This window comes from Escherichia sp. WS3063, assembly GCF_046486595.1.
GTDB classification, from domain to species: Bacteria; Pseudomonadota; Gammaproteobacteria; order Enterobacterales; family Enterobacteriaceae; genus Escherichia; species Escherichia coli.
Window position 1 is genome coordinate 23,969 of sequence record NZ_JBJQKY010000002.1, and the last position, 15,411, is coordinate 39,379.

At 53.3% G+C, this 15,411-nt stretch carries 14 protein-coding genes; 3 read left to right on the top strand and 11 right to left on the bottom strand.

Annotation, left to right across the window (positions count from 1 at the left end; all coding sequences use genetic code 11):
- The first annotated feature begins 1 nt into the window (after window position 1).
- Window positions 2-787, top strand: coding sequence for a crotonobetainyl-CoA hydratase (caiD, locus tag ACJHYW_RS02055; protein ID WP_001361348.1), 786 nt, complete (start codon window positions 2-4; stop codon window positions 785-787).
- A gap of 5 nt (window positions 788-792) precedes the next feature.
- Complete coding sequence (gene caiE, locus ACJHYW_RS02060; RefSeq protein WP_000122898.1) at window positions 793-1,383, top strand: carnitine operon protein CaiE; 591 nt, start codon at window positions 793-795, stop codon at window positions 1,381-1,383.
- A gap of 118 nt (window positions 1,384-1,501) precedes the next feature.
- Here the strand turns inward: caiE and caiF are convergent, their stop codons facing one another.
- From caiF to ACJHYW_RS02115, 11 genes are all read right to left on the bottom strand, one after another.
- Entirely contained in the window at window positions 1,502-1,897 is a 396-nt protein-coding gene (caiF, locus tag ACJHYW_RS02065) for a carnitine metabolism transcriptional regulator CaiF (protein WP_000333125.1), read from the bottom strand.
- 260 nt (window positions 1,898-2,157) lie between these two features.
- A complete protein-coding gene (gene carB / locus ACJHYW_RS02070; RefSeq protein WP_001126358.1) occupies window positions 2,158-5,379 on the bottom strand; it encodes a carbamoyl-phosphate synthase large subunit in 3,222 nt (1,073 codons plus the stop codon).
- Window positions 5,380-5,396: 17 nt separating this feature from the next.
- Window positions 5,397-6,545 (bottom strand): glutamine-hydrolyzing carbamoyl-phosphate synthase small subunit, encoded by a 1,149-nt coding sequence (carA, locus tag ACJHYW_RS02075; RefSeq protein ID WP_001361349.1) that lies wholly within the window; start codon window positions 6,543-6,545, stop codon window positions 5,397-5,399.
- A gap of 455 nt (window positions 6,546-7,000) precedes the next feature.
- Window positions 7,001-7,822, bottom strand: a complete 822-nt coding sequence (gene dapB / locus ACJHYW_RS02080; protein ID WP_000543585.1) for a 4-hydroxy-tetrahydrodipicolinate reductase — start codon at window positions 7,820-7,822, stop codon at window positions 7,001-7,003.
- Between the two features lie 166 nt (window positions 7,823-7,988).
- Window positions 7,989-8,903, bottom strand: coding sequence for a ribonucleoside hydrolase RihC (rihC, locus tag ACJHYW_RS02085; RefSeq protein WP_061092954.1), 915 nt, complete (start codon window positions 8,901-8,903; stop codon window positions 7,989-7,991).
- 65 nt (window positions 8,904-8,968) lie between these two features.
- The gene (gene ispH, locus ACJHYW_RS02090) at window positions 8,969-9,919 is read right to left on the bottom strand and encodes a 4-hydroxy-3-methylbut-2-enyl diphosphate reductase (protein ID WP_001166395.1); all 951 of its coding nucleotides are present in this window, start codon (window positions 9,917-9,919) and stop codon (window positions 8,969-8,971) included.
- A gap of 1 nt (window position 9,920) precedes the next feature.
- Entirely contained in the window at window positions 9,921-10,370 is a 450-nt protein-coding gene (gene fkpB / locus ACJHYW_RS02095; protein ID WP_000004661.1) for an FKBP-type peptidyl-prolyl cis-trans isomerase, read from the bottom strand.
- Window positions 10,371-10,456: 86 nt separating this feature from the next.
- Window positions 10,457-10,951, bottom strand: a complete 495-nt coding sequence (gene lspA, locus ACJHYW_RS02100) for a signal peptidase II (protein ID WP_000083369.1) — start codon at window positions 10,949-10,951, stop codon at window positions 10,457-10,459.
- Complete coding sequence (gene ileS / locus ACJHYW_RS02105; RefSeq protein WP_001286856.1) at window positions 10,951-13,767, bottom strand: isoleucine--tRNA ligase; 2,817 nt, start codon at window positions 13,765-13,767, stop codon at window positions 10,951-10,953. Before ileS ends, lspA begins: the two co-directional genes overlap by 1 nt.
- Window positions 13,768-13,809: 42 nt before the next feature.
- Window positions 13,810-14,751: a bifunctional riboflavin kinase/FAD synthetase gene (gene ribF / locus ACJHYW_RS02110; protein ID WP_000767339.1), complete on the bottom strand. Its 942-nt coding sequence runs from the start codon at window positions 14,749-14,751 to the stop codon at window positions 13,810-13,812.
- A 7-nt stretch (window positions 14,752-14,758) separates the two neighbouring features.
- The gene (locus ACJHYW_RS02115; protein WP_001300728.1) at window positions 14,759-14,977 is read right to left on the bottom strand and encodes a DUF2575 family protein; all 219 of its coding nucleotides are present in this window, start codon (window positions 14,975-14,977) and stop codon (window positions 14,759-14,761) included.
- A gap of 102 nt (window positions 14,978-15,079) precedes the next feature.
- Here ACJHYW_RS02115 and rpsT point away from each other — a divergent pair, with 102 nt between their 5' ends.
- The gene (rpsT, locus tag ACJHYW_RS02120; RefSeq protein WP_001274021.1) at window positions 15,080-15,343 is read left to right on the top strand and encodes a 30S ribosomal protein S20; all 264 of its coding nucleotides are present in this window, start codon (window positions 15,080-15,082) and stop codon (window positions 15,341-15,343) included.
- The last annotated feature ends 68 nt before the right edge of the window (window positions 15,344-15,411 follow it).

Here is a 15,411-nt window from a genome sequence, read left to right on the forward strand (position 1 = left end):
AATGAGTGAATCATTACATCTGACCCGCAATGGATCAATTCTGGAAATTACCCTTGATCGTCCAAAAGCGAATGCTATTGATGCAAAAACCAGCTTTGAAATGGGCGAAGTATTTCTAAATTTCCGTGACGATCCGCAATTACGTGTCGCCATTATTACCGGTGCCGGAGAGAAATTCTTTTCCGCGGGCTGGGATTTAAAAGCGGCAGCAGAAGGCGAAGCACCGGATGCTGACTTTGGCCCGGGAGGTTTTGCGGGATTAACCGAAATTTTCAATCTCGACAAACCGGTCATCGCAGCTGTGAACGGCTATGCCTTTGGCGGCGGCTTTGAACTGGCGCTGGCGGCAGATTTTATTGTTTGTGCCGATAACGCCAGCTTCGCCCTACCGGAAGCCAAACTGGGCATCGTTCCTGACAGCGGCGGCGTGCTGCGTCTGCCGAAGATCCTGCCGCCTGCCATCGTCAATGAAATGGTGATGACCGGCAGACGAATGGGCGCAGAAGAGGCGCTGCGTTGGGGGGTAGTCAACCGCGTGGTTAGCCAGGCGGAACTGATGGATAACGCCCGCGAACTGGCGCAGCAGCTGGTTAACAGCGCTCCGCTGGCGATTGCGGCGCTGAAAGAGATCTACCGCACCACCAGCGAAATGCCGGTAGAAGAAGCGTATCGCTATATTCGCAGCGGCGTGTTGAAAAACTATCCATCGGTTCTGCATTCGGAGGATGCCATTGAAGGGCCGCTGGCGTTTGCCGAGAAGCGCGATCCAGTGTGGAAAGGACGTTAACAACCGTGAGCTATTACGCCTTTGAGGGGTTAATTCCGGTGGTTCACCCGACGGCGTTTGTCCATCCCAGTGCAGTCTTGATTGGCGATGTGATTGTGGGAGCCGGTGTCTACATCGGTCCACTCGCCTCACTGCGTGGTGACTACGGGCGGTTGCTCGTGCAAGCGGGAGCCAATATTCAGGATGGCTGCATTATGCATGGCTACTGCGACACTGACACCATCGTTGGGGAAAACGGCCATATCGGGCACGGAGCGATCCTGCATGGTTGTGTGATTGGTCGCGATGCACTGGTCGGGATGAACAGCGTGATTATGGATGGCGCGGTCATTGGCGAAGAGAGCATTGTTGCCGCTATGAGCTTTGTCAAAGCGGGCTTTCGCGGCGAGAAACGCCAGTTGTTGATGGGTACGCCAGCCCGCGCTGTACGCAGCGTGAGTGACGACGAGTTACACTGGAAACGGTTGAATACTAAAGAGTATCAGGATCTTGTCGGGCGCTGTCATGCATCGTTACATGAAACGCAACCACTGAGGCAAATGGAGGGAAATCGCCCCCGTTTGCAGGGGACGACGGATGTTGCGCCGAAACGGTAACATCGTCGGATGCGGCATAAACGCCTTATCCGACCTGGCTGGAGAGCAACCGTAGGCCGGATAAGATGCGCCAGCATCGCATCCGGCGACCAGGTCGCACGGTATCATCGAAATGACATTAACGACGCATACTCTTTGACAACATCATCTGCCACTTCTGCTCGCGGTTAAGTTCCGTGAGCGGAACGGCAGGAATACGCGGCGTCTTTCTTACGCCGACTAATTTTTCCCGACTGTTATTGCGCAGGCGCGCGTAAATTTGCTCATCGATATCGACCACTTTAACCAGTCGCTGACACTGGCATCCCCGCCCTTCCAGCTTATTAGGGATCATCTTAACTTCGCAGCTTATTTCTGTGACTTCCGACAGAATATAAGTCAGGGTATTAACCGCCTTGCTGTGTTCAATATCGAAATGAATAGAGATCTCTCTTGCTATCACCCACCGATTTTCAGCCATCATCCATTCGGCGATTAACAAGTAGAGTGGTTTTTCAACATATCCTTCACACATACGAACTCCAGTTTCACAAATTAAAAGTCTGGCTATGACTCGTTTTGAAGCAATTAAACAAGGCCATATTAAAATTGTGGATATATCGATAGTATGCAACTTCACCGTCGATAAGTGTGAGCTAAATCCTGCTTATGTCATCAAAAATATCGATTCCCCAAAAGATTTACTTAATGGGCAAAAAAAACGGTCCTCATCAGAGAACCGTATTAGTTATTCGATCAAATTAGCGGATGAAAAATATCCGCCATGACACGCTATTATTTGATCTGCGCGTGCATTTCCTGCACCGAAATTACTTTTTCAGTCGCATCGGCATTCAGCGCCATCGCGGTAGCGAAACCACCGTTCAGGGTGGTGTCATAATGCACTTTATATTGCAGCGCACTGCGACGGATCACGCGGGAGTCTTCAATCGCACGACGGCCTGAGGTGGTGTTGATGATGTAGGTATATTCGCCATTCTTGATGCGGTCCTGAATGTGCGGACGGCCCTCATGCACCTTGTTTACCAGACGCGGATTGATACCCGCTTCGCCCAGCACAATCGCCGTGCCGTGGGTCGCATCCAGCTCGAAGCCCTGTTTCAGCAGTTTTGCCGCCAGGTCCACCACGCGTTCTTTGTCGCCTTCGCGCACGGAAAGCAGCGCACGACCGTGTTTCTTCATGGTGGAGTTGCTGCCCAGCTGCGCTTTGGCAAACGCTTCAGCGAAAGTGCGGCCCACGCCCATGACTTCCCCGGTAGAGCGCATTTCTGGCCCTAACAGCGGGTCAACGCCCGGGAATTTATTGAACGGCAGCACCACTTCTTTCACCGAGTAGTACGGCGGGATAACTTCTTTGGTTACGCCCTGCTCGGCCAGCGTTTTGCCTGCCATCACGCGCGCCGCCACTTTCGCCAGCGGTACGCCGGTGGCTTTGGAGACGAACGGAACGGTACGCGCCGCACGCGGGTTAACTTCAATCAGGTAGACTTCGTTGTTTTTCACCGCAAACTGCACGTTCATCAGGCCGCGCACCTGCAATTCGAAGGCCAGTTTCTGCACCTGCTGGCGCATCACATCCTGAATTTCCTGACTTAAGGTGTAGGCTGGCAGAGAACATGCGGAGTCACCGGAGTGCACGCCCGCCTGCTCAATATGCTCCATGATGCCGCCAATCAGCACCATTTCGCCGTCGCAGATGGCATCCACGTCAACTTCTACTGCGTCATCAAGGAAGTGGTCCAGCAACACTGGCGCATCGTTAGATACGCTGACCGCTGTCTGGAAGTAGCGACGCAGGTCAGCTTCGTCATAGACGATTTCCATCGCCCGACCGCCGAGAACGTAAGACGGACGCACCACCAGCGGGTAGCCAATCTCTTTCGCTTTCTCAACCGCCATTTCGATGGTGGTAACGGTGGCGTTCGCCGGTTGTTTCAGTTTCAGACGCTCAACCGCATGCTGGAAGCGTTCACGGTCTTCCGCACGGTCGATGGCATCCGGGCTGGTACCGATAACCGGTACGCCAGCCGCTTCCAGCGCGCGCGCCAGTTTCAGCGGGGTCTGACCGCCGTACTGGACGATAACGCCTTTCGGCTTCTCAATACGCACAATTTCCAGCACGTCTTCCAGAGTTACCGGCTCGAAGTAGAGGCGATCGGAAGTGTCGTAGTCGGTAGAGACGGTTTCCGGGTTACAGTTAACCATAATGGTTTCGTAACCGTCTTCGCGCAGCGCCAGCGAGGCGTGTACGCAGCAGTAGTCGAATTCGATACCCTGACCGATACGGTTCGGGCCGCCGCCGAGCACCATGATTTTTTCACGGTCGGTAGACGGATTCGCTTCGCACTCTTCTTCATAAGTGGAGTACATGTAAGCGGTGTCGGTGGCGAACTCTGCCGCACAGGTATCCACGCGCTTATAAACCGGGTGCAGGTCATACTGGTCGCGCAGCTTGCGGATTTCTGCTTCACGCACGCCCGCGAGTTTTGCCAGACGCGCGTCGGCAAAGCCTTTGCGTTTCAGCTGGCGCAGGAAGTCAGCGTTCAGGCCAGTGATGCCCACTTCTGCGACTTTCTCTTCCAGACGCACCAGCTCTTCAATCTGTACCAGGAACCAGCGATCAATGTTGGTCAAATTAAACACACCGTCTACAGACAGGCCCGCGCGGAAGGCATCAGCGATATACCAGATACGCTCTGCGCCTGCATCTTTCAGTTCGCGGCGAATTTTGGTCAGCGCTTCCGGATCATCGAGGCTGACTTTCGGGTCGAAGCCAGTTGCGCCCACTTCCAGGCCGCGCAGCGCTTTTTGCAGGGATTCCTGCTGCGTGCGCCCAATCGCCATCACTTCGCCAACCGATTTCATCTGAGTGGTCAGACGGTCGTTCGCCCCGGCGAATTTCTCGAAGTTGAAGCGAGGAATTTTGGTGACCACGTAGTCGATGGACGGCTCGAAGGAGGCCGGAGTACGCCCGCCGGTGATGTCGTTCATCAGTTCGTCGAGGGTGTAACCCACCGCCAGTTTCGCCGCCACTTTAGCAATCGGGAAACCGGTCGCTTTCGACGCCAGCGCCGAAGAACGCGACACGCGCGGGTTCATTTCGATAACAATCAGGCGACCGTTTTTCGGGTTCACCGCAAACTGGACGTTGGAACCGCCGGTTTCAACGCCGATTTCACGCAGCACCGCCATCGAGGCATTACGCATGATTTGATATTCTTTGTCGGTCAGCGTTTGGGCTGGCGCGACAGTGATGGAGTCACCGGTGTGGATGCCCATCGCATCAAAGTTTTCGATAGAGCAGACGATGATGCAGTTGTCGTTTTTATCACGCACCACTTCCATCTCGTACTCTTTCCAGCCGATCAGCGACTCGTCAATCAGCAACTCTTTGGTCGGAGAGAGATCCAGACCGCGGGCGCAAATTTCTTCAAACTCTTCGCGGTTATAAGCGATACCGCCACCGCTACCACCCATGGTAAAGGATGGGCGAATAATGCACGGGAAGCCCACGTCAGCGGCAACCGCCAGCGCTTCTTCCATGGTGTGCGCGATACCGGAACGCGCGGTTTCGAGGCCGATTTTCTTCATCGCTACGTCGAAACGGCGGCGGTCTTCTGCTTTATCAATCGCATCGGCAGTGGCACCAATCATGGTGACGCCGAACTCTTCCAGCACGCCCTGACGTTCCAGCTCCAGCGCGCAGTTCAGCGCCGTCTGACCGCCCATGGTTGGCAGCACCGCGTCCGGGCGCTCTTTTTCAATAATCTTGCGTACCACTTCCCAGTGAATCGGCTCGATGTAGGTTGCATCAGCCATTTCCGGGTCGGTCATGATGGTCGCAGGGTTAGAGTTCACCAGAATGACGCGGTAACCTTCTTCACGCAGGGCTTTACATGCTTGCGCGCCAGAGTAGTCAAACTCACACGCCTGACCGATAACAATCGGGCCCGCACCCAGAATCAGGATACTTTTTATATCTGTACGTTTTGGCATGGCTCTTTTACTCCTGATTACTTAGCGGTTTTACGGTACTGCTCAATTAACGCGATAAAGTGGTCGAACAACGGCGCGGCGTCGTGTGGACCAGGGCTGGCTTCCGGGTGACCCTGGAAGCTGAACGCCGGTTTATCGGTGCGATGAATCCCCTGTAACGTACCGTCGAACAGGGATTTATGTGTGACACGCAGGTTTGCAGGTAATGTTGCTTCGTCCACCGCAAAACCGTGGTTCTGGGCGGTGATCATCACCACGTTTTTCTCAACATCTTTAACCGGATGGTTGCCGCCGTGGTGACCAAATTTCATTTTGATGGTCTTCGCACCGCTCGCCAGCGCCAGCAGCTGATGACCGAGACAGATGCCGAATACCGGAATATCGGTTTCGAGGAATTTCTGGATGGCGGTAATGGCGTAATCGCACGGGGCCGGGTCGCCAGGACCGTTGGAGAGGAAGATGCCGTCCGGATTCATTTTCAGCACATCTTCCGCAGAAGTTTGTGCCGGAACGATGGTCAGTCGACAACCTCTATCCACCAGCATACGTAGGATGTTGCGCTTGGCACCAAAATCATAAGCCACGACGTGGAACGGCAGCTCGTCTTCTTTCTTCGCTTCTGGCAGGCCGCCGGTCAGCGTCCAGCTCCCTTGTGTCCAGCTATACGTTTCTGCGGTGGTCACTTCTTTTGCCAGATCCATGCCGTTCAGACCTGGGAACGCGCGGGCTTTTTCTAACGCCAGCGCCGCATCCGGGTTATCGCCCGCGATAATGCAGCCATTCTGTGCGCCTTTCTCGCGCAGTAAACGCGTCAGCTTACGAGTATCGATATCAGCAATCGCCACGATGTTATGGCGCTTCAGGTAAGAAGAGAGGTCTTCGGTATTACGGAAGTTGCTGGCAATCAGCGGCAGGTCGCGAATCACCAGACCTTGTGCATGTACCTGAGAAGATTCTTCATCGGCGTCATTAGTGCCGACATTGCCAATATGGGGATAAGTAAGAGTAACGATTTGACGAGAATAGGAAGGATCAGTGAGGATTTCTTGATAACCGGTCATTGAAGTATTGAAAACGACTTCCCCAACCGCCGAACCTGTTGCCCCTATGGCCCGACCGTGAAACTGGGTTCCGTCTTCCAGAACCAATAGCGCTGACTTAATCAAAACACCCTCCAGAGAATATTCACTCACTTTATTTGCATATTAATTCACAATGATGACGTAAATCAATGCAAATCTGCTTACCGACGAATTTCTGGCAAACGGCGGCATTCTGGAGATATGGGCGCTAAAAGTCAACTTAATGGCGGGATTTTTTATATTATTTTGTGGCTCATGCATGTTTTACAGGCATTAAGCGACAAAAAGATCATATAACATGTTCTGGAAAACGCTTGCGCAGCAAGAAGATTGCATGAAATCAAAATGAGCAGAAAAAAGTGGACCAAATGGTCAAAATTTACATTAAAACAACAAAAACAGAATGCAAAACATGTAATTTTCGGCATTTGCATTAAATTTAAAAGCATAACACTAAAAATAAAAGGGCCAAAAATTAAAGCCCTTTATATTCAATGAATTAAATGTGTTATTTTTGCATCACTATACATATTTTGTGGTTACAGATTATTGAGATCAAGCACATCTCGCATATCAAAAAGACCACTTTCCTTACCACTCAACCACAAAGCCGATCTTACCGCACCGTTAGCAAATGTCATGCGGCTGGATGCCTTATGGGTGATCTCCAGACGCTCGCCAATATCGGCAAACATCGCGGTATGTTCGCCAACGATGTCACCTGCACGCACGGTGGCAAAACCAATGGTGCCAGGCACACGTTCACCGGTATGGCCTTCACGACTGTAGACCGCGCAATCTTTCAGATCTTTATCCAGGGCGTGGGCGATCGCCTCTCCCATTGCCAGTGCGGTGCCTGACGGCGCATCAACTTTATGTCTATGATGTGCTTCAATAATTTCGATATCGGTGTAGTCCCCCATCACTTTGGCTGCTTTCTCCAGCAGTTTAAGCATGACGTTAACGCCAACGCTAAAATTGGCGGCAAAGACAATCGCAATATCGGCGGCGGCGTCACGAATCGCCTGTTTACCGGCTTCGTCAAACCCCGTAGTGCCGATCACCATACCTTTGCCATGCTGGCGACAAAAAGCGAGATGGTTCAGCGTACCTTCCGGACGGGTAAAATCGATAAACACATCAAAATCATCTTTTATCGCATCAAGGCTGCTTTGCACAGTAACGCCTGTTTTTCCTGCACCCGCCAGCTCACCGGCGTCGCTGCCCAGTAAAGAAGATCCTTCGCGCTCCAGCGCCGCGCCCAGCTGCACGCCTTCTAATGCCAGCGCCGCCTGAATCAACTGGCGGCCCATACGCCCCCCGGCTCCCGCGATGGCAACGCGGATGTTTGCATCATGCATAGCTATTCTCTTTTGTTAATTTGCATAGACCGTTTTCAGAGTAACCAGCGCATCGCTACGCCGCCAGCCAAAAACGCTGATAATTAGAAATTAATGATAAACAGGGAGGGATATCAGTGAAAGGCATGAGTCGATGAATGACTGCATGCCGATAACATGTGACAGGTTACGACGCCAGAGCCAGCACCTCAGCCACCCACTGCTGGAAACCTTTCACATCCAGATCCAGCGCCACCTGCACGTTTGCAGGTTTACTCAGGCAACCATCAATATCAACAACCGTAGTACCTGAGGTAAATTCACCCTGAGTTTCCACCGCCACAAAACACGGTTTGAGAGTGAACAAGTCTGGGCGCACCAGCCAGGCGATAGCGCAGAGATCGTGCATACGCAGACCGCTTTGCATACTGCCGCTACGGTAGTGGCTAAACAGGGCGTGCAACATTTTCCCGGTACGATTCAACTCCGGCAAAGTAGCGAGATAGTCAGGAGTTAATATTGCCTGATTGGTGACATCCAGACCGCACATAACGATTTCGATGCCGCTACGGAAGACACAGGCTGCCGCTTCTGGATCGGCAGCGATATTAAACTCGGCGTTTGGTGTACAGTTGCCGCGACCAGCAGAACCGCCCATGATCACCAGACGACGAATATACTGTTTACATTCCGGGCATTGTGAAAGTAACAGCGCAATATTGGTTAACGGGCCGATGGCCACCAGGGTAACAGGCTCTGGTGCACGCATCAGGGCATCACGAATCGCCAGAAATGCGGGTTTGTCCAGTGGGCTTCTGTTGTGCTCGACAAAGTCGTAGCCAGCCATTCCCGATTCACCGTGCACAGATGCTGCATTACGCGGTGCGCGTACCAGCGGCACAGCGGCTCCCTGGGCAAGCGGAATATCCACATTCCAGAAATGCAGCAGTTGCAGGGCGTTGCGGGTCGTTTTCTCTACCGAAACATTACCCGCGACAGTGGTCATCAGTTGCAGATCGAGTTCGGGGGCAAAAATCGCGGCGGCAATGGCAACAGCATCGTCAATGCCGGGGTCTGTATCGAGGAAGATAGGTAAACGCATGTTTTCTCCATAAAAAATGCCGGTAACAAGACCGGCATTTTCGCATAACTTAGGCTGCTAATGACTTAATCGACTTCACGAATATCGACACGCAGCTCTTTCGGCACTTCGAAAACAATGTTTTCTTCACGGCCTTCCAGCGGAATGGCTTCACCACCGCCCAGCTGCTGCAAACGTGCCACCACATTCTGCACCAGAATATCCGGAGCCGATGCGCCCGCAGTCACGCCGACGCATTTAACCTCTTTCACCCACTCTTCCTGGATATCTTTCGCATCGTCAATCAAAAACGCGCGTTTGCCCATACGCTGGGCCAGCTCCGCCAGACGGTTGGAGTTGGAGGAGTTTTTCGAACCGACCACCAGCACCACTTCCGCCTGTTCTGCCAGGGCGCGTACTGCTTCCTGACGGTTAGTCGTGGCGTAGCAGATGTCATCTTTGCGCGGACCGACAATTTTCGGGAAACGTTTACGCAGCGCGTCGATCACATCAGACGTGTCATCCACCGACAGCGTGGTTTGGGTCATAAAGGAGAGCTTCTCTTCGTTTTTGACCGTCAGTTTCCACACATCGTCTGGCGATTCGACCAGATACATTCCCCCTTCCGGGTTACTGTACTGGCCCATCGTACCTTCCACTTCCGGGTGCCCGGCGTGGCCGATGAGAATAGATTCTTCGCCACGGCGACTGGCGCGGGCGACTTCCATATGCACTTTGGTCACCAGCGGGCAGGTGGCGTCGAATACCGTTAAATCACGGCTTTTCGCTTCGTTACGTACCGCCTGAGAAACACCGTGTGCGGAGAAAATCAGGATCGCGCCGTCCGGTACTTCGCTAATCTGCTCAATAAAGATAGCCCCACGCTCGCGCAGGCTATCGACCACGTAGCGGTTATGCACCACTTCGTGACGGACATATATCGGTGCGCCGTAAATGGCCAGCGCGTTTTCAACAATGCTGATAGCGCGGTCTACCCCGGCACAAAAACCACGCGGGTTGGCCAACAGGATCTGCATGTTACGCCTCCAGTGCCGGATCGATTTCCAGCACTTCAATATCAAAATGAACGGTCTGCCCGGCCAGCGGATGGTTGAAATCAACGGTAATAGAGTCGCCGTTAATTTCGCGGATCACGCCAGGCATCTCACTGCCATCCATTGCGGTAAAAAGCATGATTGCGCCAATTTCTGGCTCGCCTGCATCCATAAATTCACGGCGGGAGAAGTACTGAATCAGGTCCGGTGACGGCACGCCAAACGCCGCATCGGGCTCCAGCGTGAAAGTGGTTTTATCGCCCACTTTCAGCCCCAGCAGGTGTTGCTCCAGCCCTTCAGAAAGAGAAGCATCGCCCAGGCGGAACAGTGCCGGTTTACCGTTGTTGCGGGTAGACTCGGCGGTGGTGCCATCGTCGAGTTTTAGCGTGAAGTGCACCAGGACGGCGCTATTGCTCTGTACAGATTCAGACATGCAGGTTTGCTCTTATTTTTGAGGATTTTTGCCGGATGCGGCCTACGATTTCGCAGCAATCTGTAGGCTGCATCCGGCAGGGTTTATTATTGTTTTTTCGCTTTAGAAGGTAAAAAACCTTCCAGCACAATCAGTGCCGCACCGACACAAATGGCAGTATCGGCAAGGTTGAAGGTGGCGAAGTGCCAGTCGCCGACGTAGAAGTCGATCATATCGACAACGAAGCCGTGCCACAGGCGGTCGAACAGGTTGCCCAGTGCGCCGCCAATAATCAGCGCGTAAGCGATATTGTTTAGCTTCTGCGTGGCCTTCGAGCGATACATCATCACTGCCAGGATCACGCTAATACCAATCGCAATACCGGCAAAGAACCAACGCTGCCAGCCGCCGCTATCGGCAAGGAAACTAAACGCCGCGCCATAGTTACGCGCATAATGCAGATTAAGCGACGGGAACAGCGGGACCGTATCCCCCAGAGCAAAGTTCTGGAGGATCAGGTATTTGCTGCCCAGATCGATAATCAGCACGACTACCACCAGCCACAGCCAGCGTAGCCCTGTTGAACAGATCGATTGACTCATCAGGCAAACTTACGTTTTTCACCGTCACCGGCGACGTTGCTGACACAGCGGCCGCAGATTTCTGCGTGTTCCGCCACCTTGCCGACATCCTGGGTGTAGTGCCAGCAGCGTGGGCACTTCTCACCTTCGGCTTTACTCAACGCGACTTTCAGCCCTTTGAGTACTTCGCTCTGCTGAGCATCAGCAGGTGCATCGTTATAGTCTGCAACGGTAGCGCCGGAGGTCAACAGGACAAATCGTAATTCATCGCCCAGCGCGGTCAGTTTCGCCGCCAGTTCCGGTTCTGCATACAAGGTTACTGCCGCTTCCAGCGAGCCACCCACTTTCTTGTCGGCACGCGCTTGCTCAATGACTTTGTTCACTTCGCCACGCACTTTCAACAGCTCGTCCCAGAACGCATCGTTCATTGCTTCACTGTCTGCCAGACCAAACAGGCCTTCGTACCACTCACCGGTGAAGACGTATTTTTCACGTTCGCCCGGCAGGTAGCCCCACACTTCATCAGCGGTGAAGGAGAGGATTGGTGCCATCCAGCGCACCAGCGCTTCTGCGATGTGATACAGCGCAGTCTGGCAGCTACGACGCGCCACACTGTCCGCTTTGGCGGTGTACTGACGGTCTTTGATGATGTCGAGGTAGAAGGAACCCATTTCAACGGAGCAGAAGCGCATCAGACGCTGTACCACTTCGTGGAAATCGTATGCTTCGTACGCCTTGAGGATGTCTTCCTGTGCCGCTTTTGCACAACCTACGGCCCAGCGATCCAGTACCACCATCTCTTCCGGTTTCACCATATCTTTTGCCGGATCAAAACCGTTCAGGTTTGCCAGCAGGAAGCGCGCGGTGTTACGGATACGACGATAGCTGTCGGCAGCACGTTTCAGGATCTCGTCAGAAACGGCCATTTCACCGGTGTAGTCAGTTGATGCCACCCACAGACGCAGAATATCCGCGCCGAGTTTGTTCATCACGTCCTGCGGCGAAACGGTGTTGCCGATAGATTTAGACATCTTGCGACCCTGACCATCTACGGTAAAGCCGTGGGTCAGTACCTGACGATACGGCGCTTTGCCTTTCATCGCGGTGGAGATCATCAGGGAAGACATGAACCAACCACGGTGTTGGTCAGAACCTTCCAGATACATGTCCGCTGCGTGACCAGCAAATTCCGGACGCACGTCAACAACAGAAGAGTGGGTAGATCCGGAGTCAAACCATACGTCGAGAGTATCCGGCACTTTCACGTACTGATCAGCTTCATCTCCGAGGATCTCTTTCGCATCGAGATCCCACCACGCCTGGATGCCATCAACTTCAACGCGTTTTGCCACTTCTTCCATCAGTTCGAGGGTACGCGGATGCAGCTCTTCCGTGTCTTTATGCACGAACAGTGACATCGGTACGCCCCAGGTGCGCTGACGGGAGATACACCAGTCAGGACGGTTAGCAACCATCGACTCGATACGCGCCTGGCCCCAGTCCGGGATCCACTGCACGCCTTTGATCTCTTTCAGTGACTGCGCACGCAGACCTTTCTGATCCATGCTGACGAACCACTGCGGCGTCGCGCGGAAGATGATCGGCGTTTTGTGACGCCAGCAGCACGGATAGCTGTGCTGCATTTTCTCAACGTGCAACAGCGCGCCTTTTTCCTGCAGCAGCGCAACAACGATATCGTTCGCTTTGAAAACGTTCACGCCATCCAGCGTCGGGTAAGTACCCGGCAGATAAGTGCCGTCCGGGCCAACCGGGTTAGCGGTTTCCAGGCCGTATTTCTGACCGATCACATAGTCGTCCGGGCCGTGGCCAGGCGCGGTGTGAACGGCACCGGTACCGGCATCCAGGGTAACGTGATCGCCGAGGATTGCCGGAACGTCGAAGCCCATAAACGGATGGGTAAAGCGCAGCAGCTCAAGCTCCGCACCTTTTACCGTGCCGAGAATGGTGTAATCGGTCACGCCGATACGCTGCATTACGCTTTCAACCAGATCTTTCGCCAGAATCACGGCCTGACCGTCGATCTGCACCAGCGCATAGTCGAAATCAGGTGCAATAGAGATTGCGCGGTTGGCAGGCAGAGTCCACGGCGTAGTGGTCCAGATCACCAGCGAGATTGGGCCGTTAACGTTGCTTACGGCAAATTTTGCTTTCAGTGCATCCTGATCGACCGCCTGGAAAGCGACGTCGATGGACGGAGAAGTTTTGTCGTAATACTCAACTTCCGCTTCTGCCAGTGCAGAACGGCAGTCAACGCACCAGTGCACCGGCTTCGCGCCTTTGTGCAGGTGACCGTTGCCGATGATTTTGCCCAGCGCGCGGATGATGTTGGCTTCAGTTTTGAAGTCCATGGTCAGGTACGGGTGCGACCAGTCGCCCAGCACGCCCAGACGGATAAAGTCTTTGCGCTGACCGTCAACCTGGGTCGCAGCGTATTCGCGGCACTTGGCGCGGAACTCAGCGGCGGTGAATTTCTCCCCCGGCTTACCGTATTCTTGCTCTACTTTCAGCTCGATCGGCAGACCATGGCAGTCCCAGCCAGGCACATACGGCGAGTCATAACCGGAAAGCCCTTTGGACTTCACGATAATGTCTTTCAGAATCTTGTTAACCGAGTGACCAATATGAATGCTGCCATTCGCATAAGGAGGGCCATCATGCAGAATGAAGGTTTTTTTGCCTTTTTTAGCCGCACGGATGATGCCGTACAGATCATCATCAGTCCAACGCGCCAGCATTCCCGGTTCGCGCTTGGCGAGATCGCCACGCATCGGGAACCCTGTTTCCGGCAAATTCAGGGTTGATTTATAGTCACTCATCAGATTCTCGGTTCCGTGTTTCGGTTTGATTACATAACAGGCTTAAGCCGGTTTTGTTAGCCCAAAAAATTCGCGGGCGGTTAATTCATCACGCGCAATCTGCGCTTTCAGTTCGTCCAGCGACGCAAATCGCTGCTCATTGCGTATTTTTTTACGCAGCACTACTTGTATATGGCGACCGTAAAGGTCCATTGCAACATCTAACAAATGCACTTCCAGCTGCTGGCGAATACCGGCAACCGTTGGGCGTGTTCCGATGTTTGCCACGCCGGGTAACGGCTTTTCACCGAGGCCCAGCACTTCTACCGCATAAACCCCTTTCACCGGGGAAACCTGACGGCGTAGCGGTACATTCGCCGTCGGGAAACCTATAGTGCGCCCTAATTCATCACCGTGGACTACACGCCCGGAGATGGCAAACGGGTGCCCCAGTAAACTTTCTGCCAGAGCCAGATTGTCATCCGCCAGCGCCTGACGCACGGCGGTGCTGCTGATACGCACGCCACCTTCGCAAAAAGTTTGCGTACTGGTGATATCGAAGCCGTATTCCATGCCCGCTTTCTGTAATAACAAGAAATCGCCTTCACGACCAGCGCCAAAGCGGAAATCGTCACCTACGGCAAGAAATTTTACCCGCAAGTGCCTCACCAGAAGATCACTGATGAAGTTTTGCGCGGTTAACGCCGCAAAACGCCTGTCAAAACGCACGCACAGCACGTAATCAACGCCACACTCTGCAAGGTAACGCAGTTTTTCCCGCAGCCGGGTCAGCCGTGCCGGGGCTTTATCAGTAGCAAACAGTTCCAGTGGTTGAGGTTCAAAAAGCATCACCATCACCGGTAAGTTGCGCTTGCGCCCTTCTTCCTGCAAGCCCTGTAACAGCGCGCGATGACCGCGATGCACGCCGTCGAAATTACCAATAGTCAGCACACACCCTTCTTGCGGGGCCTGGCTGAGATTATGTATGCCGCGTATCAGCTTCATGTCTGGCTCAAAACAGTGAAAATCGTCCGAGTATACCTTGTACAGCGGTCAAGGTTAACCGGCGATTGAGTACCGAAATCAGAAAGAAGTGGCTTTTCATTGCCATGGCGCAAATCACGGGAAGAAACTGACCGCCTGCTGCAATTTTTATCGCGGAAAAGCTGTATTCACACCCCGCAAGCTGGTAGAATCCTGCGCCATCACTACGTAACGAGTGCCGGCACATTAACGGCGCTTATTTGCACAAATCCATTGACAAAAGAAGGCTAAAAGGGCATATTCCTCGGCCTTTGAATTGTCCATATAGAACACATTTGGGAGTTGGACCTTGGCTAATATCAAATCAGCTAAGAAGCGCGCCATTCAGTCTGAAAAGGCTCGTAAGCACAACGCAAGCCGTCGCTCTATGATGCGTACTTTCATCAAGAAAGTATACGCAGCTATCGAAGCTGGCGACAAAGCTGCTGCACAGAAAGCATTTAACGAAATGCAACCAATCGTGGACCGTCAGGCTGCTAAAGGTCTGATCCACAAAAACAAAGCTGCACGTCATAAGGCTAACCTGACTGCACAGATCAACAAACTGGCTTAATTGCCAATTTGCTGAAGCTTTGTGAAAAAGCCCGCGCAAGCGGGTTTTTTTATGCCTGCACGCCTGGA